The sequence below is a fragment of the Nitrospira sp. CR1.1 genome (assembly GCA_014055465.1).
Taxonomy (GTDB): Bacteria; Nitrospirota; Nitrospiria; order Nitrospirales; family Nitrospiraceae; genus Nitrospira_A.
In genome coordinates this window covers 193,649-214,450 of the sequence record WIAF01000007.1, presented here as the reverse complement: position 1 = coordinate 214,450, position 20,802 = coordinate 193,649, and the positions used below count along the sequence as shown (strand labels likewise).

Here is a 20,802-nt window from a genome sequence, read left to right as displayed (position 1 = left end):
TCAATCACTCGGGTCGTGAGGCATGACGGTTCCTGTCACCCGGGAGAACGCTGCGGCCTTGCGGGTGCTGGATGGCCATGCCCCATCTGCTAAGGCGCCCGCCCAAGTTCCGCATCGTCGCTCCACTGACTCCCGACAAGCTGGTTTTTGTGCATGTGCTGTGCGTCATCCTCCCCGGATCGGCAAACGCCCGTATCGTCATGTGCGACGCAAGCCTTATGGCTGCTCGCATGACGCCGAGGTTCGGTAACCATGGATCCGGACCAATTCTGCCGGACGGAGAGAAGCGTCGGGAGGATAACCGTGGAGTATACCACGAACGACGAGCGTTCGGAGGGACGATAATTCGAGAAAGGCGGGAGGATCGCGTGGAGATGCGAACGCGGGCCGTCATTCATCAAAACGAGGAGGAGGATCACGGCTTCTCGCCGCAGGCATCGGAGGAAATCGCCTCGATGACCTGCGGCTCTAGCGCTTGTTCTACCTCACGCGGGATCAATTCGGGAGAGGAGTATCCTGACCGGCAAGGCCGAGAGCCAGGAAATTCTTCTTGACCTGGTTCATCGGAAGCGGGAAAAACCCCGCCTTCATCACGGCTTCCTGGCCTTCGCGACTCGTTACAAAGGTCAGAAATTCCTGCACGGCAGGGGCAAGAGGAGCCTTCCGGGATTTATCGATATACAGATACAGCATCCGGCGAAGAGGGTACGTTTGGTCGGATACGGTTGCTGCCGTGGGAGCGACAAAGGGCATCCCTTGATTCTCCGCGAGTGGAACGATCCGTACATTGGAAGTCTCCAGACCTAATCCGCTGTAGCCGATACCCAATTGATCGCGCGTCAGGCCAAGAATGACCGACGCGGCTCCCGGTTCCTCCCGAAGGGTCGGCGCGAATTCACCGCCGGCTAAACAATGTTCCTGAAAGAAGGCGCGCGTCCCAGATCGCCGATCCCGACCGTACAGTCTGACGGGAGCCTTCTCCCACCCGTCTTGCAGGCCCAGAGCACCCCATTGGGAGAGGTTCGTTTTTAATCCGCGATTGTGCGTGGTTGAAAACATGGCATCGACCTGGTCGAGCGTCAGGCCCTGAATGGGATTATCACGGTGGACGTAGAGCGCCACAGCATCGACCGCGACAGGGATGCCGGTCGGTTCATATCCATGCTGTGCAACAAATTGTTTGATTTCCGCATCAAGCAATTCCCGCGAGGAGGCCACCAGAGACACATAGGTCGGGCGTTCTTCCTTGAGGGCGATTTTCCCGCTCAACTTTGCCGGGGGTTGGACGAACTCGTTCACGGCCTTCGTTGAACCGCCCCCGCTCACAGTGATCGAGACATTTGGCTGGCGCCGTTGGAACTCACCCGCAAGACGACTCATGAGGAGCGACATTGTCTCGGAGCCTTGAACGCGAAGACTTCCCGCCACTTGAGCCTGCGGATTGTATTGCACCAATCCTTCTTCAGTTGCCAGACTCGCCGCAGGCCCCGCGTTCTCGGCCCGCGCCACTCCTGTCGGAAACACGGCCAACGAACCAGTCGTAGCCAGGACTCCCGCCAGGCCCACAACGACTGCTCGCCGTCCCCATCGCTGCCTCTGTCCCTGACTCAACATGTTCCTCTCCTCCGCTAGAGTAGTGGTATCGTCCGTAGTCGACTCATCCTACAAACCGATGATTGCTGGCACATCACTGGCATGTTACGGGTGTGTTAAATACTGGCGTCTGAGGGCTGATAGACTGGCACGCACCCGGCATGAATACCTGCCGGATGCCGACTAAAACTCGTCCACCGCGACCGGTTGCAACAGGTCGCGCACCGACAGCACACCAACGATCGCGCCGCTTTGTAACACGCCCAAATGACGGGTGTGATGGCACTGCATCAAATCGGCGGCTTCCGTAATCGATCGCCGCTCGTCGAGACTGATGACAGGGCTACTCATGATGGATTCGACCGGAACAAAATGTACTGGTTTGTTTTCCCCGACGACCTTTCGAACAATGTCGGATTCGGTGACTATGCCCACCACACGATTGTTCTGCTCGATAAACACGCTACCGACATGACACTCGTTCATCACCTTGGCGGCCTCGGCCGTCGACGTGCCAACCGGTACCGTCACCAGTTTCTTGGTCATGAGATCGCTGACCGTCACCATGCTTGATCCTCCTTGTTAGATGAGTCGACTCAGTGAAACATCCTGAGTCTCTATCGGCAAGAGTAGACCGGGTGTGTTGAGACTGCGTTATGGGCAGGTAAACTCTTTGTTACGATCGACGGGGAGTCGGACGTAAGCGAGCTCCACGCGGCATGGACAACAGCTGCCCATGCCGCGTGGAATCCAAACGATGCGAGGCGCGATTACTCTTTGACCACGAAGTGCACACTGCGATTCTTTTGCCAACAGACCGGATTATGTTGCAAACACAACGGCCGATCTTTGCCGTAACTCGTCACATCCACCTGCACCTGGCTCATCCCCAACGATTCCAGGTAGCGCTTGACGGACAAGGCGCGGCGTTCACCCAGAACGAGGTTGTACTCGGCGGTGCCGATTTCATCGCAACGCCCCTCCAACAACACCTTGGTGACCCGATTGTCCTTCAAACGTTGGGCATTGGCCTCGACCGCGTTGAGGGCATCGTCCCGCAGCACATACTGATCGAAATCGAATAACACGTCGGGGAAGAGAATATTTTGCTCTCCGGTCGCGTTCCGGGCGGCCATTTCCACTGATCGCAAGGGAACCGGCGCCGGTTCCGGAGGCGGAGCAATTTCCTGAACTGGGGCAGCGGCGATACGCTCCTCCACACGGGGTTTGGAAGGAGTCACGGTCACTCCTCCGCTGGTTCCCGCCTTGCTCGAGCAGCCGTCAAGCACAAGGGGAGCGACAACGGCCAGCAGTCCGAGCAGGGCAAACGGACGCAAACACATCATGAAAACCTCCGGCGCTAGGTGAGTTCCTGGACTAGACGAGGGACAGAATAATCAAAACCTGCGAACGAGGCAAGTTACTTCTTCCCGGCACAACGATCGTAGACCGGTTTCCAATCCGGCAACGGTGGCCACCGCAAAATGTGTAGCGCATCTTCCACGTAGGCGGGCGTACGCATACCGTTGAGCACGGATGTGACACCCGGCGTGCTGGCAAGCACCCACAGCGCTTTCTGCGACAAGGTCGCCGTGCGCCGTTCATCCGGCAAGAGCGGATTGAGGGTTCGATGGAGTTCATCCGAACGCAGGCGGCTTTTTTCGGAGGCCTCCCGATGCAGGGTTCGCAAGAGGGCCAGCAGTTCCGGCACATACCGATCCCGCCAGGACTCCCACTGTTCAGCCACAGTGCCGGTAAAGGCTTCCGCCAGCGCGCGAAGCACCTGGTTCACATGCGGCGCGATCATTTGTTGTTCGATTTGTTCCCAATGCTCCAATCCTTGCACCTGACCCCGTATGCGCGTCAGTTCATCGGCCCATCGGAAAAAGTCGGCGGGAAGCATCCCTTGCCCGCTATGGGCCACGGCGGGGGCAAGACTGCTGCGATATTCTTCTTCTAAGGCTGCAACCTTGCGCTGCTGTGCCTCACATTCGGCCTCCGGGGGCGGCACCGGCACATCCGCCAACCGGACAACGCCGCCCCGCTGGACAGGCATGGCATTTAATGGACGATTGACCAACACGGCGATCCGTTCCCGCATCGCTTCCTCTAACAGCGTGCTGCCGTGGTGAGTTCCGGTGTTTTTGATCAGCGCGGCGCCGGACTCGTACAGATTCATCGGACATTGGAGAACGTGAAAGTGATGCGACGCGGTTCCGACGGTGGTGGCCGCCGATTTGGCCGCATCGATCATCCAAGAGAGGGAGGTGGCGCCCGGATCGTCGGGAGGCGAGGTGGCCGTGTTCGACGAGACGCCGTACCCACACAATCGGCCCGCCTGAACTTGCGTCTCAAAATATTCGAATGCCCGTTGCAGTCGGGCATAGAATTCCTTGCGCAAGACAGACAGGTCCCGCGGCTCATTCCCGCCAAGACGCGTCGCATGAGAGAGGAAATACTCCGGATTGTGAAGCAGGCACACATCGAGCGTAGCCAACCCCAGCCGGTCCAGGGACAACGTCAATTGATCCGCCAGAAAATCCGGATGGATGCAGTGCCAGATGTCGTCGCCGTACTTCACCATCTCCGGGTAGGGTTTGCCCGATTTTTCCCGCGCCTGGGCCTGCGTCAAATTCTGACCCTGCACATAGCCGATCTTCGACACCACGATGACGCTTTCACGGGCCAGATCACCTGCGCGCATCATGTCCCGCAGGACCGACCCGACCAGCTGTTCGCTCTCACCATCCATGTAATTCGTCGAGGTGTCGATCAGATTGCAGCCCCGGCGAAGCGCGGTGCGTAACGCCTCGCGATGCTCGCCCTCGCGTTGTCCGACCCGATAGGTTCCGAAACCCAATCGATTGACTGTCAGGCCCGTCGCACCGAAGAGACCGAATCCATTGGCCAGGGCCTCGTTGCCGTCGTGGATGTTTCGCGCAGCATAGGCCGCCGTTCCCTGCACGGTTGCATGGCCAGGGCATAATATCCCGCGTAGCACCTTTTGCTCAGACGTGGGAGACAGTGACGCCTGTGGTGTAGGATCGAGCAGGGCGGGAAATTCCGCTGGATCGGTGATCGGCCGGCCGCAGGCGAAATTCCGGCACACGTACAACGCCGCCTTTCCGTTGACCAGAGTCTTTCCCTGCAACAGCGGATGGTGTGTTTCGGTTTGTCCTGGGTCGCGGTAGGCCAGCACGCGGTTCGGAAGATAGGTTCCATTGACGGCGGCGCGCAAGGACTGCGTTCCGGACTCCCCGGGCCGACCGACCAGCGCGATCTCCACGGGACCGTTCATGAGGAGATCGACGACGATCAGACTCTTGGCAAAGGCTCGTGGATAGCGCGCAATCTGACGCCCGTACGCTCGAACCGCCGCGGTCGCGGCCTGCCGGAACTCCTCCCGCGCAAAGTGATAGGACAGTCGCCCGAGTACGGAGGCAGCCACGGCATTCCCGCTCGGTGTGGCTCCGTCAGGACTTTCCCTGCTGCGCATGATCAACGCCTCATGCCCGGTGGCGGTGGTGAAGAAGCCGCCATGCTGGCTGTCGGCAAAATCCGCCAGCATCCGCTCGGCGAGGCGAACGGACGCGAGCAGATAACGCTCCTCGCCCCCGGCTTCATAGGTGTCGATCAATCCTTCCGCGAAATAGGCATAGTCTTCCAGGTACGCATTCAAGTGGGCCGTACCCGCACGATAGGTCCGCAAGAGCCGGCCATCCGATGTGGAGAGCGTCTTCAGGAGAAAATCGCAGGCCCGTTCGGCGGCTTCGCGATACCGCGGCAGGCCAAACACCCGTCCGGCCTCCGCCATGGCGCTGATCATCATCCCGTTCCAGGCCGTAATGACCTTATCATCGAGCCCCGGCGCAATCCGTTTCGTGCGCGCTGCATAAAGTTTAGGTCTCAGGCGCGTGATGGTGTCCCGCAACTCGCCGGCGCTGATCCCCAATTCTTTGGCGACGGCCTCGACGCTCTTCGCGGTATGGAGCACATTCGTGTGTTCCCAATTGCCGGCCGACGTCACATCGTAATAGGCGCAGATGCGGCGAGCATCTTCATCATGGTCGACCGCCGCTCGCACGTCTTCCGGCGTCCACACGAAGAACTTCCCCTCGACGCCCTCGGAATCGGCATCGGTGGCGGAGTAAAACCCTCCCTCAGGCGAGGTCATTTCCTTGAGGATATAGTCCAGCGTCTCGCAAGCAACACGGCGGTAATTCTCATCTGCCGTGACCTGGTAGCCTTCCACATAGACGCGCGCCAGTAACGCATTGTCATAGAGCATCTTCTCAAAATGCGGCACCAGCCAGCGCTCATCCGTGGAATACCGGGCAAACCCGCCGCCGATGTGATCGTAGATTCCGCCGGCGGCCATGGCATCCAGCGTGGTCCGCACCATAGTGAGGGTATGGGGGTCCTTCGTCCGATGATAACAATGGAGCAACAACGACAAACCCGTGGCCGGTGGAAACTTCGGCGCCCCGCCGAACCCGCCAAGTTTCGCGTCAAAATCTTCCGCAAACTGGGTCACGGCCACATCGAGTTCCGCTTCGCCGACCGTCGTCGGTGAAGGAGCGTGAGCCCCCTCTTGAAGCCGCGCCGTCAGATTCACCGCCTGCGCAACCACGCCGTCATGATCCTTTTCCCAGTACTCGGCGATCTTCTTCAGGAGCGTAGGGAAGCCCGGCCGTCCGTAGCGATCCGTGGGAGGGAAATAGGTGCCGGCAAAAAACGGCTTCTGGTCCGGAGTGAGAAACACGGTCATCGGCCAGCCGCCTTGGTTCCGATTCAGCGCCAAGGTCGCCTGCATGTAGATTTCATCCAGATCTGGCCGCTCTTCGCGATCGACCTTCACGCAGATGAAGTGTTGGTTCATCAACGCGGCAATCGCCGCATTTTCGAACGACTCCCGCTCCATCACGTGGCACCAGTGACAGGAGGAGTAGCCGATGGAGAGCAGGATCGGCCGCCTCAGTTTCGCGGCCTGGGCCAAGGCTTCAGGCCCCCAGGGATACCAATCCACGGGATTGTACGCATGCTGCAACAGATAGGGACTGGTTTCTCGAACGAGGCGATTGGCTGTGCGATTCGCGTGGTGTTCAGTCATTCGCGAACCGTAACACGGGCTAACTTAACGGGTCAATGAAACGGGGAGTCGAGCAGGGAGGGCGCAGAGGGCATAAAAAATTGGCCCGCGCCGGCATCCGGAATCGCGAGCCAATTTTATCCTACGACTGAACGTCGGAAGCGGGGCTCAGTGGCCGCCCTTCTTTTCGTCCTTTTTCTTCTCTTCGCCGAACACGGTCTGGGACAGGTGTCCACCCTTCTTCTCTTCCTTCTTCTTGTCGTCACCGAAGAGGGTCTGGGAGAAGTGGCCGCCCTTCTTCTCTTCCTTCTTCTTGTCATCTCCGGCGAAAGACGGAGCGGTGAACGCAACGAGAATAGCTGCCGCTACGAATGCGAATAGAGCACGCTTCATGGAACCCCTCCTTGAAAGGTTGAGAATATAAGTGCCCACCACAAGGGCGCCCGAGGGTAGCCAACCTGTCAAAAAAAGTCAACGAAACTCTTTGCGTATATTTCAGCAGCAGGACATTCCGCCCGCGGGACTTCTGCCCACCCTCAGAAACTGGGTGATGTTCCTTTTATTTTAAGGCCTTAGCCACCTGACTCATACCGGTTCGTCATGCAATCGCCGCGTCATTTTGCAAGACCGGCTCGCGGAGCCGAGGGGACCCGTGGCGTACCCGTGCAGGATGTTGAGGGACAGAGGGGGAGAGCCCGCCGTCCGAAGGCCCGTCGCAGCCGTGAATCGGCACATGCGACAGAAGCGCTCATGAATAAGGCGGATTCAAAAGAGTCGCCCTGTTGTCAGACAGATGGCCTACGCCGCTCCACGAGAACATCCCCCGACACACGGGCGATGCGCCGTGCTATGCAGCCAGCAGTCAGACGAGGTGTATGATCTCGGGAGCCGCTACGTTCGCAGAGCGTCTGATATGCCGCGCTGTGATACACTCTTGCTGAGTGCTCCTCACGTTCGCAGAGCTAGTCTATGACCACCGACGACATCGGCCCTTACTCGAACTATCGCCTCACCGTCCGCCTCGCACTCCTCAACAAACCCGGCATCTTCGCGAAAGTGGCCGCCCTGCTCGCGGAGGATGGGGCGAATCTTGGAGCCGTGGATATCGTATCAGCCAATGCGGAACGCATGATCAGGGACATTACCTTCGATGTGCAGAATGAGGCGCACTGCGACCGGGTGCTCGAACACCTGGAAGCGCTACCAGAGGTCAATGTCCTCTCGGCGTCGGACCGGATCTTCCTCCTGCACCTGGGTGGGAAAATCAGGGTTCAGAGCAAAGTCCCGGTCACGACCCGCAATGTGTTGTCCATGATTTACACACCCGGCGTCGGGAGGGTTTGCAAGGCTATCGCCAAAGATCCGTCGAAAGCCTATGCCTTCACCAGCAAGAGCAATAGCGTGGCCGTCGTCACCGACGGGTCCGCCGTGCTGGGGCTCGGGAACCTCGGCCCTGCGGCAGCGCTCCCCGTGATGGAAGGGAAGGTGATGCTCTTCCGGGAGTTAGCCGGCATCGACGCCTGGCCGATTTGCGTCAGCACGCAGGACCCGGAGGAAATCATCCGCATTGTCCACGGCATCGCTCCCGGGTTCGGCGGAATCAATTTGGAGGATATCAGCGCCCCGCGCTGTTTCGAGATCGAACGCGCGCTCAAAACCTCCCTCGATATTCCTGTCATGCACGACGACCAACATGGCACTGCCGTGGTCCTGCTTGCAGCGTTGACCAACGCACTCAAGGTCGTCGGGAAACGAATGGACGACGTGCGCATCGTGGTGAACGGCCTCGGTGCAGCAGGAACCGCCTGCTGCCGCATCCTGCTGGCGGCCGGAGCGAGTCATCTGGTCGGATGCGATAGGGAAGGGATTGTCTTAGTGGGGGAGGCAGAGGAACTTCGCGCCTGCCGCACCGACCTTCAGACGTGTATCCGACGCGACAAGCCGCGCGGGACCATCCACGACGCCTTACGCGGCGCCGATGTGTTTATCGGCCTTTCCGTAGGCAACGTGCTCGAGAAAGCTGATCTCGACAACATGAACCCCGATCGTATCGTATTCGCCATGGCCAATCCCGATCCCGAAATCGACCCGAAGATCGGCGATGAAGCCTCGCGCATTTTTGCCACGGGCCGCTCCGACTATCCCAATCAGATCAACAATGCCCTCTCGTTTCCGGGAATTTTCCGGGGAGCCCTCGATGTCCAAGCCAGCGAGATTAACGAGGCCATGAAACTGGCTGCGGCTCAGGCTATTGCGGAATGTGTTCCGACCGAGGCGCTGTCGGAAGACTACATCATCCCCAGCGTCTTCGGTCGCGACGTGGTGCCGCGCGTGGCCAAGGCCGTGGCCGCCGCCGCCCGCGCGACCGGTGTCGCCCGACGCCGGGCTAAAATCGACGACGACCCGCGCTGACCCGAGCCCCCTTCACCCCAGTTCATTTTCGTGACCATTGGCGCCATACGCACAATCCATGTACAGTACGGCCAACGCCTGATGCCGGCGCCGTTGAATCTTCGCCACGCATCTGCACAGTGATGACCACCCGGAAACGAAAGTGACGCCAACCACCATTCAGCTGATCGGAACCCTGCTGTTCGCTGTCGCAATTTTGCACACGTTTGCGACAACCTTCTTCGAACATCTGGCGCATACCAGACCCACACACGCCGGGCTGTGGCATTTGCTGGGTGAAGTAGAGATTGCGTTCGGATTCTGGGCTTTTGTGCTCATCATCATCATGTTCGTCACCGACGGCGCAGCCGCCGCAACGGAGTATCTCGACTCCCGCAGTTTTACGGAACCCATGTTCGTCTTCGCAATCATGGTCATCGCCGGAACCAGGCCGATTTTACAAACCGCCATGACCGGGGTCCGGATCGTCAGCGGCGCCATCCCGTTTCCGCAGGGCATGTCCGTCTATGTCACCGTTCTGACACTTGTTCCGCTATTAGGATCTTGCATCACGGAACCGGCCGCCATGACATTGGGAGCACTGCTGTTGCGTGACGCATTTTTTCGCTATGGCCTATCCACACGGCTGAAATATGCCACCTTAGGGGTGCTCTTCGTGAATGTGTCCATCGGTGGAACGCTCACCCCGTTCGCTGCGCCGCCCGTGCTGATGGTCGCCGGCGCCTGGAACTGGGACCTTGGATTCATGATGGAAATGTTCGGCTGGAAAGCCACTCTGGCCGTGGTGATCAATGCATTCGCCGCGACCATAATCTTCCGTCGGGAACTCTGCCGACTCCCGACCGCTATCGATCAAGGGGAGCACGACCGGGCACCGCTAGCTCTGGTCGTGACGCACCTTGCCCTGCTCGCAATGGTGGTTGCATTCGCCCACCATCCCGCGATGTTCCTGGGGATACTGCTGCTGTTTCTCGGAATCGCGCAGGCCTATGAACAGTACCAGGATCGTCTGATTCTCCGCGAAGGATTGCTCGTGGCGTTTTTCCTGGCGGGCTTGGTGGTCCTGGGTGGGCAACAGCAATGGTGGCTGCAGCCAATCCTGCTGGGCATGGGCCCCGATACGGTCTTCGTAGGGGCAACCATTCTTACTGCGTTCACCGACAATGCGGCGCTGACCTATCTCGGATCCCTCGTGGATGGACTCTCGGATCGATTTAAGTATGCTCTGGTGGCAGGCGCCGTCACGGGCGGCGGCTTGACCATTATTGCCAATGCACCAAATCCGGCTGGAGTGGCCATCTTGCGAAGTTATTGCGATGAGGACACAGTCAACCCGTTCCGACTCTTCCTGGCCGCGCTGCCACCCACGCTGATCGCCGCCGTCATGTTCTGGTGTCTGTAGCCGGTGACCGCAGCCACGAATCGAACAATCGACTCTTATCGCGGCCCAAAGTGATGTGCTAAGATGCGGCCAACTGGGCCTTAGGCCTGCGAAGGCGCGCCTAACGAGGACTCGTGGCATTTTCAACCAATCGCCTGTTCAAATATCAGCGGGGCATGCGGCGCCGGATCGGCATGTTGCGCGCCAAGAATATCGACAGCATGGAGTTTGCCGTCGATTTCATGATGCAGGAACGGGTCGACAGCTATTTCCGGGTCGAACCGGCGTTGGAAGAAATCGAACGTTCACTGGGGCAGATTGAAGACGAATTGGACCTGGTGAAGGATGTGTCCGGGGCCATTCGATTGGAATCGCGCCTGGAGTTCGTGGAGGATCGCTGGGATGAACTGGACAGCGAAATACGTGAGCGCCCGCGAAGGCGACGGCGAAAAATCAACCTGGCCGATTTCTTGAAAGCCGCGGGAGGGGAGGGAAATCCCACCGGCACGTCTAGCGAAGTCACGAACGCCTACGACGCGTACCAATTGCTGGGGCTGGAATTCGGCACGTCCCTCGCAGATGTCACCACAGCCTTTCGTCAACGCGCCAAAGAATTGCATCCCGATGCCCGCAATGGAGACCGCAGCTCCGAACCTGAACTCCGGCGCATTCTCGAAGCCTATCAGTTTCTGAAAGAGTACCTGAGCCTGAGCAACACCGAACCGCCGATTTCACGCGGGGCGGAATATCGTCCTACCGAGTAATCCATGGCTATTGTAGAACCAGACCAGACTGTGATTGCGTCCGAGGACATGCTTGACCGCCTGTGCGACCAACTGGCGGAGAGTACGGTGATCGCCATCGACACCGAATTCATGGGGGAAGACCATTTCATTCCGCGCCTGGAACTCATCCAGGTGGCGGCGGAAGGGGTCGCGGCCGTCATCGACTTCCCCGCCGTGCAGGATAGCGCGCCCATGACGCGGTTCTGGGAGCTCGTCTGCGACACCCGCATCGAGAAGGTGCTTCACGCGGGTCGTCAGGATCTGGAGCTGTTTGCGCACCATGCCGGGCGGCTGCCGAAGCCGTTTTTCGACACGCAGATTGCCGCCGCGATGGTCGGGTACGGCGCGCAAACCGCCTACGCCAACCTGGTGCAGCGGGTGCAAGGCGTGAAACTCGATAAAGCCCATACCTTCACCAACTGGAGCCAGCGCCCGCTGAGCCGGGAACAACTGGTCTATGCCCTCGACGACGTGACATTTCTGCTGCCCGTCCACCGGCACCTGCGGCAAAAGCTGACCGTCATGGGGCGGCTACAGTGGGTGGATGAAGAGTTCTCCCGCCTGGAGATCTCACTCGGCGCTCAAGCCCGCGATCCGCAGGAGCGATATCAACGCATTCGCGGATGGGATAGTCTTAAACCGCGCGCCGCCGGCGTTCTGCGCGATCTGGCCGCCTGGCGTGAAGGGGAAGCCCGGCGCCGCAATGTCCCGCGGGGACGCGTGATGCGCGACGAGGTGCTGGTGCAGCTCGCCCGCCAAACGCCACGCACGCTTGATCAACTTCGCGGCATGCGCGGGATGTATTCCTCGGAAGTCGAACGGAACGGCCAGGCGCTGCTCTCCACCATGCAGCAAGCCTTGGCGCGGCCGGAGTCCGAGTGGCCGGAGGTGCCGCGAGACCGAAAGCCGGATCCTGAATCCACGGGAGTGCTAGAACTTCTGCAGGCCGTGCTGAAGTCCCGCGCCGCAATGGAGAACATCGCGCCGACCCTGATCGCCACGACCGGCGATTTGCAGGCCCTGGTCGAACGCGCCTCGCCGGTGGAAGAAATCGATATTCCGGTTCTGCGGGGATGGCGGCGTCAACTGGTGGGAGAAACGCTGCTCAGCGTCTTATCGGGGAATCTCAAAGTGTGGATCGACCCGCACATCGGCAAGCTCCGTTTCGGACATTTGGACCATCCATAAACACGCAGACATCGAGAAGAGGTGGCCTATCACCGGGATGCCCCGCGAGCAGGCCCCTCCCGATGGAGCGAGCGACGGTCTTTCCACATTCCCAATAACAGCGTCAACAGCGCCAGCCCGATTTCGTCAGCCAGCGGAATCACATCAGGAACGATAAGATCCGCCAAGGTGAGGAAGGCGAATACCACGAACAGGGATGGAAATCGAAGATTCAGACGCTGCACAACCCGCCCCAGCAGTGACACCCGTTCCATCGAGCTAGATGCAAACACCTCTGCCTCCCCCCATCTCACCGTCCCGCCACTGCGGGCTGGGTCTCCGCGATCGTCTCAGCCGGATCGTTCAGAGCAACTCCGTCACCGTATCGGCCGGGCGCGCCAGCATGACGTTGTCGCCTTTGACAACGATGGGCCGCTGGATCAAATCAGGATGCGCAAGCATCTGATCGAGCAAATAGTCCTCGCTCAGCGAGGGATCGGCAAGCTTCAGTGACTTATAGAGGTCTTCTTTCGTGCGCAACACGTCGCGCGCCGAGAGGCCGGCCTTTTTCAGCAGGTCTTTGAGCCGGCTCTTCGTGAACGGTTGTTCGTAATAATTGACCGCCGTGAACGGCTGCCCGCTCTCCCGCACCAGGCGCACGGCCTCTCGACAAGTTGAACACGTGGGTTTCTGATAAATGGTGATCTCCGGCATGCCGTCAGCCTTTCTCCCTCATAACAGGGTTCCCTTGACGCAAATTTTTCACCTGTGTTACATGGACACACGACATTCATCTCAACACGATAGTCACCACCGATGCCCATCTTTGGAACCGACACCAGCGATCAGACCGGCAAATTCGCCTGCGCCACCGCCACGCAGCGCACCTTGAAAGATCTGCGCACCAAACGCAAAGGCCAACCGGTGTTTGTCGTGGGGCATCGGTTGGAGCGGAAGGGAAAAGAAGCCACGTTTGAGGTCTTCAACGACCGCTTGGCCATCATCCGGTTCGAAGACGACGTCCGGCTGGGCTACGATCCGCTCGAACTGCTGCTCCCCACGGATATCGATGACAAGGGGATCGCCTATTTCGAGATCCGCACCTGCGGACTCTGCGAGCAATTTTTCCCCCTCACGGCTGATGAATGCGACAGGGAGGAAGAGCCGACAACCTGCCAGGACTGTCAGTCCTGACGAATGTGGTGACTCCTCAGGCCTGAGCCGCGAGGCCCCTCTCGTGACTTCAAACTCACGACTAACCGCCGTTTCATATCACTCTGCGAACGGGGCAATCTCCACGGCCTTCTTAATCAGACAATCGCCCGCGAATCCTTGTAGCGCCATCGGCAACATGCTGGCATCCAACACGCGCGCAGACATCACCTTCAAGCCCTCGCCGATCTTCACGCCCTCGATCTTGAGGGCATGACAGACTTCCAACGTGCGCCAGACGGGATTCGTGATCACCGTCTCGCTCGGAATGAGTTTCATGTCGGAAGAGGCGCTGTCCTGGAGGACTTTCGCAGAAATGCGCGTTTTATCTTTCGGCACCTCACTGACGACGGCAAAGAAGATCTGGTCGTCATCAGCCCGGGCCGTGATACTTAGGGCAGATACCATCAGCATTCCTAGCGCCATTCCACGGAACCAGCTCATGCCTTACCTCTTTGTTGCCGGTGGAAACTGTGTGGACGGCTCGTGGCTTCCGCTGGCAGGCAGCCGTTCGGAATTGCCGGGAACGGCCCCGGCAGCCGGGCCTCCATGACTCAAGGTGCTGCGTCCCGCCCGATGTGATCCCGGAGAGGCGGCGGCATTCTCGTGCGCATCCGGCCGCTCCCCAACCTGCAGCATCACCAGCGCGACGCCTGCCGCCAACAGCCCGGCCAGCAGAAGCATTCGCGCGAGTCGCCTCACAGTGTATTCTCCACAGTCGACCGTCATACGTGTTTCGAGGTAGTATGCCAAGCGACTCCGCTCAATTCAAGGTGACGGCTGAGTCCATCCTATCGATCGTGATAAGCTGACGCCATGCGGCCCCCCCCCTCAGGAACCCGGGACGCGAGGGCCGTTCGTGGAATCCATCGCATCACGCGTGATGCCCCATAGAATTGTTGAAGAGAGGAGACAGACTCTATGCCGCATGACTTCATGCCGGGTCTTGCCGGTGTTCCTGCCGCAAAATCAGCGATCAGCGACGTGGATGGACTGCGAGGAGTGCTCGAGTATCGCGGCATTCGGGTGGAGGAACTGTGTCAGCATTCGTCCTTTCTCGAAACCAGTTACCTGCTCTTGTTCGCTCGGCTGCCGACTGCAACTGAACTCACGCGGTGGGTGGATGACGTCACCCACCACCGGCGGATCAAGTTCCGCATTGTGGACCTGCTGAAGGTCATGCCTGAACATGGGCACCCGATGGACGCCTTGCAGGCGGCGGTGGCGGCGCTCGGCATGTTTTACCCGGGCCGCAACGTCAAGGATGTCGACAACAACTACTGGTCGGCGGTACGCCTGATCGCCAAACTGCCCACCATCGTCGCGGCCTGGGCGCGGCTGCGGCGTGGGGACGAATATATTCCTCCTCGGGACGATCTGCCCTTTGCCGAGAACTTTCTGTACATGCTGACGGAAACCGTCCCGCATCCCCTGTGGAGCGAGGTCTTTGATGACTGCCTGATTCTCCACGCCGAACACACCATGAACGCCTCGACCTTCGCCGGCATGGTCACGGCTTCCACGCTGGCTGATCCGTATACCGTTGTGGCCTCCTCGATTGGGGCCCTGAAAGGCCCGTTGCACGGAGGCGCAAACGAAGAAGTGGTGACGATGCTGAAAGAAATCGGCACTCCGGCGCAGGCCCGCGCGGCGGTGGATGCGCGTCTCAAGGGGAAACACAAATTGATGGGATTCGGACACCGCGTCTATAAGGTGAAAGATCCTCGCGCAACCGTGCTGCAGGATCTCTGCATGCGACTGTTCAATGTCTGCGGAACGTCTCCGCTCTATGAGGTCGCGGTGGCGGTGGAACAACTCGCCGGCGAACACTTACAAGGAAAGGGCATTTACCCGAACGTCGATTTCTATTCGGGCATCATCTACGACAAGATGGGCATCGAGGTCGATCTGTTTACGCCGCTCTTCGCCATGGCGCGGGTGAGCGGATGGCTGGCGCATTGGCTGGAGCAATTGCGGGAAAACAAACTCTACCGGCCCGATCAGATCTATTCCGGGGAACATGATCGGCATTACGTGCCGATCGATCGACGATAGGCTGACGGCGGATTATTCGGTTCGGCCGATGAACCACCACAACACCACGGACGTAACCATCATGATGACGCCGAGCAATGCATAGGAAATGAATTCCAACATGGCGAATGTCTCCTGTATGAAGGGGGCTACTAAATAATGCCGAGGGTTCCAATGTCAAGGCCCCGGCTACGACCATAACTCTCGAGGCCGCGCCCTTGACTTCGCCGGCGCGGAGATTACCTCCCCTATTGTAAGTAGGATGGCTCAAGTGAAGACCATCAAGACATCCACACAAGGAGGTTCCACAATGGCGATCGTACGATGGGATCCATTTCGGGAATTGGAAGAAATGTCCGACCGGCTGAACCGGATGATCACACGACCGGGAGCCGCTCAAACCGCCACCCAGGGCAAGGAAGTGATGACGGTGACCGATTGGGCGCCGACGGTCGACATCAGCGAAACCGAAGCCGAATATGCCATCAAGGCCGAGCTTCCCGAGATCAAAAAAGAAGACGTGAAGGTGACGGTCGAAGACGGAGTCCTTACGTTGCAGGGCGAGCGGAAGCAGGAGAAGGAAGAGAAGGCGAAGAAGTATCATCGGATCGAACGGTCGTACGGCCGGTTTGTCCGGAGTTTCACACTTCCCGATTCAGTGGACGAGAGCAAGGTGAAGGCTGAATATACGGATGGCGTGCTGCACCTGCACCTGCCCAAATCAGAAAAGGCGAAACCGAAACAGATCGATGTGAAAATCGGCTGAGCAGAGTGCGTCCCGGTCAGGAAGCAAGGCCCGCCCCCCCGGCGGGCCTTTTCTTTTTTTCATCGCGTCACCTGCCACCCATTCCCCTCCGAACGGTCCTTGACCAATCGCCCATCGTGCGGTTGCTCAAGGCCACGCTTGTGCTTCTGAAGGGCGAGCGTTTATTATGCGCGCGTCAAGCAGCTCAACCGCCAGTCATTCGAGGAGATTCAACGATGAAGAACGCTTCGCGCATGCCCAAGAGCCCCGCATCAGCGACGACCGCCACGCGCATGGAGCGCGACACGATGGGGGAACTCCCGGTCCCCTCCAACGCCTATTACGGGGTGCAAACGGCCCGCGCGATCGAAAACTTTCCGATCAGTTCGCTGCGCATTCCTCGCGCCATGATCCGGGCGATGGGACTCATCAAACGCGCCGCCGCCTCAGTCAATCACTCGCTGAAGCTGCTCGACAAAAAACCGGCAGACGCCATCATTCGCGCCGCGACCGAAGTCGTCGACGGTCGTTTGGATGTCGAATTTCCGGTGGATATTTTTCAGACCGGCTCCGGCACTTCCACGAACATGAATACGAACGAGGTCATCTCAAACCGGGCAACGGAACTGCTCGGCGGCGCCAGAGGCAGCAAACTCGTGCACCCGAACGACCATGTGAACCTCGGCCAATCGAGCAATGACGTCATTCCGACCGCCATTCATATTGCCGCCTCGGAAACCATCCAGCGGCAACTCATTCCCGCGCTGACCCAACTCCATAAGGCGCTGAGCGGCAAGGCGCGCGAATTCGACAAGATCGTCAAGATCGGCCGCACGCATTTGCAGGATGCGACACCGGTCCGATTGGGGCAGGAATTCGGAGGCTACGCCAGGCAAATCGAACTGGGGATAGCCAGGATGAAGCAGGCACAGGCGGCCCTGTCCGAAGTCGCTCTCGGCGGCACTGCGGTCGGCACTGGCCTGAACTGTCACCCCAAATTTGCCGGCAAGGTGATGACGCTTATTTCAAAGGAAACCGGGTGCACCTTCAAGGAAGCGGCTAATCACTTCGAAGGACAGTCGGCGCAAGATTCACTGGTCGAAGCGAGCGGGGCATTGCGCACCTTGGCCGTCAGCCTGATGAAGATTGCGAACGACATCCGCTGGCTCGGTTCCGGTCCGCGGTGCGGCCTCGGCGAGATCAATCTGCCGGAAACCCAACCGGGGTCCTCCATCATGCCGGGCAAAGTGAACCCCGTGATTGCAGAATCCGTCACCATGGTCTGCGCTCAGGTGATCGGCAATGACGTGACCATCACGGTCGGGGGGCAGGCCGCCAACTTTGAATTGATCGTGATGTTGCCGGTGATGGCCTACAATCTGCTGCAGTCTATCGAATTGCTTGCGACGGCTTCGACAAACTTTGCTGTGAAGTGCATTGCGGGCATCAAGGCAAATGAAGAGCGCTGCAAGAGCCTCATTGAGGAAAGCCTGGCCATGTGCACAGCACTCGCGCCGGTCATTGGCTACGAAGCCGCCGCAAAACTGGCCAAAGACGCATATAAGTCCGGCAAGACCGTCCGCCAGGTGGCTCGAGAACAAAACGTTTTGCCTGAAAAGCGACTCACTCAACTGCTTGATCCTTGGCGCATGACTCAGGCCGGAGGACCGGTCGGGAGCGCAGGCGGGTAGAGAGCGGGCAAAGCGGATCGCCGGAATTTCGTGTCAGCAGGGCAGGAGCACACCGCCGGCTGCGCTCGGCTTTTGACAGCCCGAGGAGCCCTATGCTAACGTGCGAAAAATTTTGGGGACTTTAGCCGTCTGACCGTCACGATCCGCGGAGGGTCCCTGTGACCACGATTCATCCATTGTCGATATAGATTGAAGGATAGATAATGAGCGGACATGTAGTCATTGTTGTCGGCGCAGGCCCTGCGGGAATGGCCTTGGCAAAAAAGATGGCGGATGCGGGCCACGAGGTCATCATACTCAATCGGGACATCAAGTTCGGCGGACTGGCCGAGTATGGGATTTTCCCCAGCAAGTTGAAACTGCGCGGCGGTTTGAAAAAACAGTATTGGGAGATGCTCGAACAGCCCAATGTGCATTATTTTGGAAACGTCTCGGTGGGACAGGGGAAGGATCTGACGGTCGAGGAGTTGCGCGGATTGGGCGCCTGTGCCGTGGCCTTCTCCATCGGCGCCCAGGGCACCAAAGCGATCGGCGTCGAAGGTGATTCCGCCAAAGGCGTCTTCCATGCCAAGGATGTGGTGTATCACTTCAATCGCCTGCCCGGTTTCGGTGATCGTCCGTTCGACATGGGCAAACATGTCGCCATTATTGGGGTGGGCGACGTCATGGTCGATATCGCGCATTGGCTGATTCGCTACAAGAAAGTGGAGCGGGTGACCGCTATTGCCCGCCGCGGTCCCGTCGAGCGCAAATATAATCCAAAAGAGATTCGAGCCGTCTGCTCAAATATGGATCACGATGGCATCGCCAAAGAATTCGCCCGCATCAAAGAACGGCTGGCGGCAGTCGGACAAAATGCCGACGAAGTCCTGGCCGGCCTGACGGCGGAATTTACGAAGTGCGAGTCGACAGATAGTTCCTCCAAAATGGGATTCCGGTTTCTCGCTTCGCCGAAGCGCGTCCTCGTTGATGCCAACAACCGTGTGCGCGCCCTCGAGATGGAAGAAAATAAGCTGGAACCGAAAGGCGAAGACACTGCCGCGGTGGGGCTCAAACAGCTGTATGAGTTCCCGGTGGACAGCGTCGTATTCGCCGTGGGCGATCGGGTAGATGACACGGTAGGATTGCCCTACAAGAACGGCGTGTACGTCACGAATCCGACCAAGACCGGCAATGATCCGGACGATTCGTTGTTTCAGGCCTATGATGAAAAATCAGGGCAGGTGGTGGACGGAGTGTTTCTCGCCGGATGGGCGCGCAAGGCGAGTGAAGGTCTTGTGGGCATCGCCAAGCGGGACGGCGACTGGTGCGCGGAAGTGATCTCGCGCTACCTGACGACCAAGTCTTCACAATCCGGCGCTCCGGTAGACCAGATTCTGTCAAAATTGCACGCGATCCTGAAAGAACGGAAGAGCAAGCCAGTCGACCTCGACGGCCTGAAAGTGCTGGATACGGTGGAGAAAGCTCACGCCACATCGCCAGATGCCATCGGAGAATTCAAGTTTGCGTCGAACGCCGATATGCTGTCTCACATCGAGCGCGGGCGCGTCTAACGCGCCCGCTTCTATTTAGCCATCGCCCCACTTCAGCTTTTCCCGCAACACCTCATAATAACTGCTCTCTGGAAATCGGATCAGCCTGGTCAGGTGCTCGGAGGCTTGAATTTCCACCGTGTCGCCCTGAGTCAGGGCCACACCGACCTGGCCATCGAGCGTTGCCATCGCCCCGTCATCTTTGCTGGTCAACACGACTTCGATTTCCGCGCTGGCCGGCACGATCAATGGGCGATGTGTCAGCGTATGCGGACAGACTGGCGTTAAGATCAATGACGGGACGGCAGGATTGATGATGGGTCCTCCGGCTGACAGCGAATAGGCCGTCGACCCCGTAGGCGTGCTAATGATCAGACCGTCGCCGCGCAGGTTCGTGACGAACTGCCCTTGAATGGCAATTTTGAGTTCAATCATCCTGGCCAGAGTGCCCTTGCTGATGACCACGTCGTTCAACACGACCCCTCGCGCAACTGTTTCTCCGTGCCGGTGCACGTGCGTCCTCAGCATCAACCGTTCATCGAGCACAAAGTCATTGGCAAACACGCGCTCCAGGGACGGATACAAATTCTCCAGGACGACTTCGGTCAGAAATCCGAGGCCGCCCATATTGACTCCGAGAATTGGAATGCCGCGTTCGCCGGCCAATCGCGCCGCGTTGAGCATCGTCCCGTCGCCCCCCAGAACGAGCAGCACATCGGCCTTGCTGGCTAATTGAGTTTTTTGAAACCCGCCCTGTTCTCCGAGCAAGGTCGTCGAAGTCGTATCCAGGAGCACGTCGATGTTCCGCGAGCGTAACCAACTCACCACGGCTTGCACCGTAGCCTTCACTTCAGGAAATTTGGGTTTGGTGAGAATGCCGATGCTCTTGCTTTTCATACGTGAGACCGCGTCGCGCTGAGATGAGGAGCCGGTTGAAAGGTGCGGGATTGTATCGGGATGGTTCTTTTACTGTCAAACCGGCGCGCAAGATAATCCTGCGACGCCAGGTCTCCCAAGCGCGCGTTTCCCCAATCGCAGCGCGTCGTCCGCGATTCGCTCAATACCTTGACACCCCATATTGTGGTAGTTAGAATCACAACATCAGTATTTTCGAGCCTTTGACCTGCATCTATTCACTCAGCTAAGGCTTCTCTTACAGGC

The 20,802-nt window shown here is 58.9% G+C and carries 19 protein-coding genes; 9 read left to right on the top strand and 10 right to left on the bottom strand.

Annotated features, from left to right (window positions below; genetic code table 11):
- Positions 1–495: 495 nt before the first annotated feature.
- From GDA65_13955 to GDA65_13935, 5 genes are all read right to left on the bottom strand, one after another.
- Positions 496–1,614, bottom strand: coding sequence for a phosphate-binding protein (locus GDA65_13955; protein ID MBA5863796.1), 1,119 nt, complete (start codon positions 1,612–1,614; stop codon positions 496–498).
- 162 nt (positions 1,615–1,776) lie between these two features.
- Positions 1,777–2,160 carry a CBS domain-containing protein gene (locus GDA65_13950; GenBank protein ID MBA5863795.1) on the bottom strand — a complete coding sequence of 128 codons (384 nt, stop codon included), beginning with the start codon at positions 2,158–2,160 and terminating at the stop codon, positions 1,777–1,779.
- Between the two features lie 203 nt (positions 2,161–2,363).
- Entirely contained in the window at positions 2,364–2,939 is a 576-nt protein-coding gene (locus GDA65_13945; GenBank protein MBA5863794.1) for an OmpA family protein, read from the bottom strand.
- Positions 2,940–3,013: 74 nt separating this feature from the next.
- Positions 3,014–6,703 (bottom strand): DUF255 domain-containing protein, encoded by a 3,690-nt coding sequence (locus GDA65_13940; protein ID MBA5863793.1) that lies wholly within the window; start codon positions 6,701–6,703, stop codon positions 3,014–3,016.
- 147 nt (positions 6,704–6,850) lie between these two features.
- Positions 6,851–7,075 carry a hypothetical protein gene (locus GDA65_13935; GenBank protein MBA5863792.1) on the bottom strand — a complete coding sequence of 75 codons (225 nt, stop codon included), beginning with the start codon at positions 7,073–7,075 and terminating at the stop codon, positions 6,851–6,853.
- A 576-nt stretch (positions 7,076–7,651) separates the two neighbouring features.
- Here GDA65_13935 and GDA65_13930 point away from each other — a divergent pair.
- From GDA65_13930 to rnd, 4 genes are all read left to right on the top strand, one after another.
- Positions 7,652–9,094 (top strand): NAD-dependent malic enzyme, encoded by a 1,443-nt coding sequence (locus tag GDA65_13930; GenBank protein ID MBA5863791.1) that lies wholly within the window; start codon positions 7,652–7,654, stop codon positions 9,092–9,094.
- Between the two features lie 142 nt (positions 9,095–9,236).
- The gene (locus tag GDA65_13925; protein MBA5863790.1) at positions 9,237–10,496 is read left to right on the top strand and encodes a hypothetical protein; all 1,260 of its coding nucleotides are present in this window, start codon (positions 9,237–9,239) and stop codon (positions 10,494–10,496) included.
- A 113-nt stretch (positions 10,497–10,609) separates the two neighbouring features.
- Positions 10,610–11,239, top strand: coding sequence for a DnaJ domain-containing protein (locus GDA65_13920; protein MBA5863789.1), 630 nt, complete (start codon positions 10,610–10,612; stop codon positions 11,237–11,239).
- A gap of 3 nt (positions 11,240–11,242) precedes the next feature.
- Positions 11,243–12,448, top strand: a complete 1,206-nt coding sequence (gene rnd / locus GDA65_13915) for a ribonuclease D (protein MBA5863788.1) — start codon at positions 11,243–11,245, stop codon at positions 12,446–12,448.
- Between the two features lie 29 nt (positions 12,449–12,477).
- On the opposite strand, the gene GDA65_13910 is transcribed toward rnd, so the two are convergent.
- Together GDA65_13910 and arsC are read right to left on the bottom strand one after the other, a co-directional pair.
- Positions 12,478–12,702 carry a hypothetical protein gene (locus GDA65_13910; GenBank protein ID MBA5863787.1) on the bottom strand — a complete coding sequence of 75 codons (225 nt, stop codon included), beginning with the start codon at positions 12,700–12,702 and terminating at the stop codon, positions 12,478–12,480.
- Between the two features lie 88 nt (positions 12,703–12,790).
- Positions 12,791–13,141, bottom strand: a complete 351-nt coding sequence (gene arsC / locus GDA65_13905; GenBank protein ID MBA5863786.1) for an arsenate reductase (glutaredoxin) — start codon at positions 13,139–13,141, stop codon at positions 12,791–12,793.
- Positions 13,142–13,243: 102 nt separating this feature from the next.
- On the opposite strand from arsC, the gene GDA65_13900 reads away from it, so the two are divergent.
- The gene (locus tag GDA65_13900) at positions 13,244–13,621 is read left to right on the top strand and encodes a hypothetical protein (protein ID MBA5863785.1); all 378 of its coding nucleotides are present in this window, start codon (positions 13,244–13,246) and stop codon (positions 13,619–13,621) included.
- A gap of 78 nt (positions 13,622–13,699) precedes the next feature.
- Here GDA65_13900 and GDA65_13895 read toward each other — a convergent pair whose 3' ends face one another.
- Together GDA65_13895 and GDA65_13890 are read right to left on the bottom strand one after the other, a co-directional pair.
- Complete coding sequence (locus GDA65_13895) at positions 13,700–14,047, bottom strand: hypothetical protein (GenBank protein ID MBA5863784.1); 348 nt, start codon at positions 14,045–14,047, stop codon at positions 13,700–13,702.
- A 39-nt stretch (positions 14,048–14,086) separates the two neighbouring features.
- Complete coding sequence (locus GDA65_13890) at positions 14,087–14,341, bottom strand: hypothetical protein (GenBank protein ID MBA5863783.1); 255 nt, start codon at positions 14,339–14,341, stop codon at positions 14,087–14,089.
- A gap of 219 nt (positions 14,342–14,560) precedes the next feature.
- On the opposite strand from GDA65_13890, the gene GDA65_13885 reads away from it, so the two are divergent.
- The 4 genes from GDA65_13885 (at position 14,561) to GDA65_13870 (ending at position 19,662) form a co-directional block, all read left to right on the top strand.
- Positions 14,561–15,694: a citrate synthase gene (locus tag GDA65_13885; protein ID MBA5863782.1), complete on the top strand. Its 1,134-nt coding sequence runs from the start codon at positions 14,561–14,563 to the stop codon at positions 15,692–15,694.
- Positions 15,695–15,983: 289 nt separating this feature from the next.
- Positions 15,984–16,439, top strand: coding sequence for an Hsp20 family protein (locus tag GDA65_13880; GenBank protein MBA5863781.1), 456 nt, complete (start codon positions 15,984–15,986; stop codon positions 16,437–16,439).
- Positions 16,440–16,654: 215 nt separating this feature from the next.
- The gene (locus tag GDA65_13875) at positions 16,655–18,109 is read left to right on the top strand and encodes an aspartate ammonia-lyase (protein ID MBA5863780.1); all 1,455 of its coding nucleotides are present in this window, start codon (positions 16,655–16,657) and stop codon (positions 18,107–18,109) included.
- 203 nt (positions 18,110–18,312) lie between these two features.
- Entirely contained in the window at positions 18,313–19,662 is a 1,350-nt protein-coding gene (locus tag GDA65_13870) for an NAD(P)-binding protein (GenBank protein MBA5863779.1), read from the top strand.
- Between the two features lie 15 nt (positions 19,663–19,677).
- On the opposite strand, the gene GDA65_13865 is transcribed toward GDA65_13870, so the two are convergent.
- Positions 19,678–20,538 (bottom strand): NAD(+) kinase, encoded by an 861-nt coding sequence (locus tag GDA65_13865; protein ID MBA5863778.1) that lies wholly within the window; start codon positions 20,536–20,538, stop codon positions 19,678–19,680.
- Between the last annotated feature and the right edge of the window lie 264 nt (positions 20,539–20,802).

Bases quoted from the DNA above. Each gene is read 5' to 3' on its own strand.
- GDA65_13940 (MBA5863793.1), bottom strand. From the start codon at position 6,703: ATGACTGAACACCACGCGAATCGCACAGCCAATCGCCTCGTTCGAGAA.
- GDA65_13945 (MBA5863794.1), bottom strand. From the start codon at position 2,939: ATGATGTGTTTGCGTCCGTTTGCCCTGCTCGGACTGCTGGCCGTTGTC.
- GDA65_13935 (MBA5863792.1), bottom strand. From the start codon at position 7,075: ATGAAGCGTGCTCTATTCGCATTCGTAGCGGCAGCTATTCTCGTTGCG.
- GDA65_13900 (MBA5863785.1), top strand. From the start codon at position 13,244: ATGCCCATCTTTGGAACCGACACCAGCGATCAGACCGGCAAATTCGCC.
- GDA65_13895 (MBA5863784.1), bottom strand. From the start codon at position 14,047: ATGGTATCTGCCCTAAGTATCACGGCCCGGGCTGATGACGACCAGATC.
- GDA65_13875 (MBA5863780.1), top strand. From the start codon at position 16,655: ATGAAGAACGCTTCGCGCATGCCCAAGAGCCCCGCATCAGCGACGACC.
- GDA65_13885 (MBA5863782.1), top strand. From the start codon at position 14,561: ATGCCGCATGACTTCATGCCGGGTCTTGCCGGTGTTCCTGCCGCAAAA.
- GDA65_13930 (MBA5863791.1), top strand. From the start codon at position 7,652: ATGACCACCGACGACATCGGCCCTTACTCGAACTATCGCCTCACCGTC.
- GDA65_13910 (MBA5863787.1), bottom strand. From the start codon at position 12,702: ATGGAACGGGTGTCACTGCTGGGGCGGGTTGTGCAGCGTCTGAATCTT.
- GDA65_13950 (MBA5863795.1), bottom strand. From the start codon at position 2,160: ATGGTGACGGTCAGCGATCTCATGACCAAGAAACTGGTGACGGTACCG.
- GDA65_13880 (MBA5863781.1), top strand. From the start codon at position 15,984: ATGGCGATCGTACGATGGGATCCATTTCGGGAATTGGAAGAAATGTCC.
- GDA65_13955 (MBA5863796.1), bottom strand. From the start codon at position 1,614: ATGTTGAGTCAGGGACAGAGGCAGCGATGGGGACGGCGAGCAGTCGTT.
- GDA65_13870 (MBA5863779.1), top strand. From the start codon at position 18,313: ATGAGCGGACATGTAGTCATTGTTGTCGGCGCAGGCCCTGCGGGAATG.
- arsC (MBA5863786.1), bottom strand. From the start codon at position 13,141: ATGCCGGAGATCACCATTTATCAGAAACCCACGTGTTCAACTTGTCGA.
- rnd (MBA5863788.1), top strand. From the start codon at position 11,243: ATGGCTATTGTAGAACCAGACCAGACTGTGATTGCGTCCGAGGACATG.
- GDA65_13865 (MBA5863778.1), bottom strand. From the start codon at position 20,538: ATGAAAAGCAAGAGCATCGGCATTCTCACCAAACCCAAATTTCCTGAA.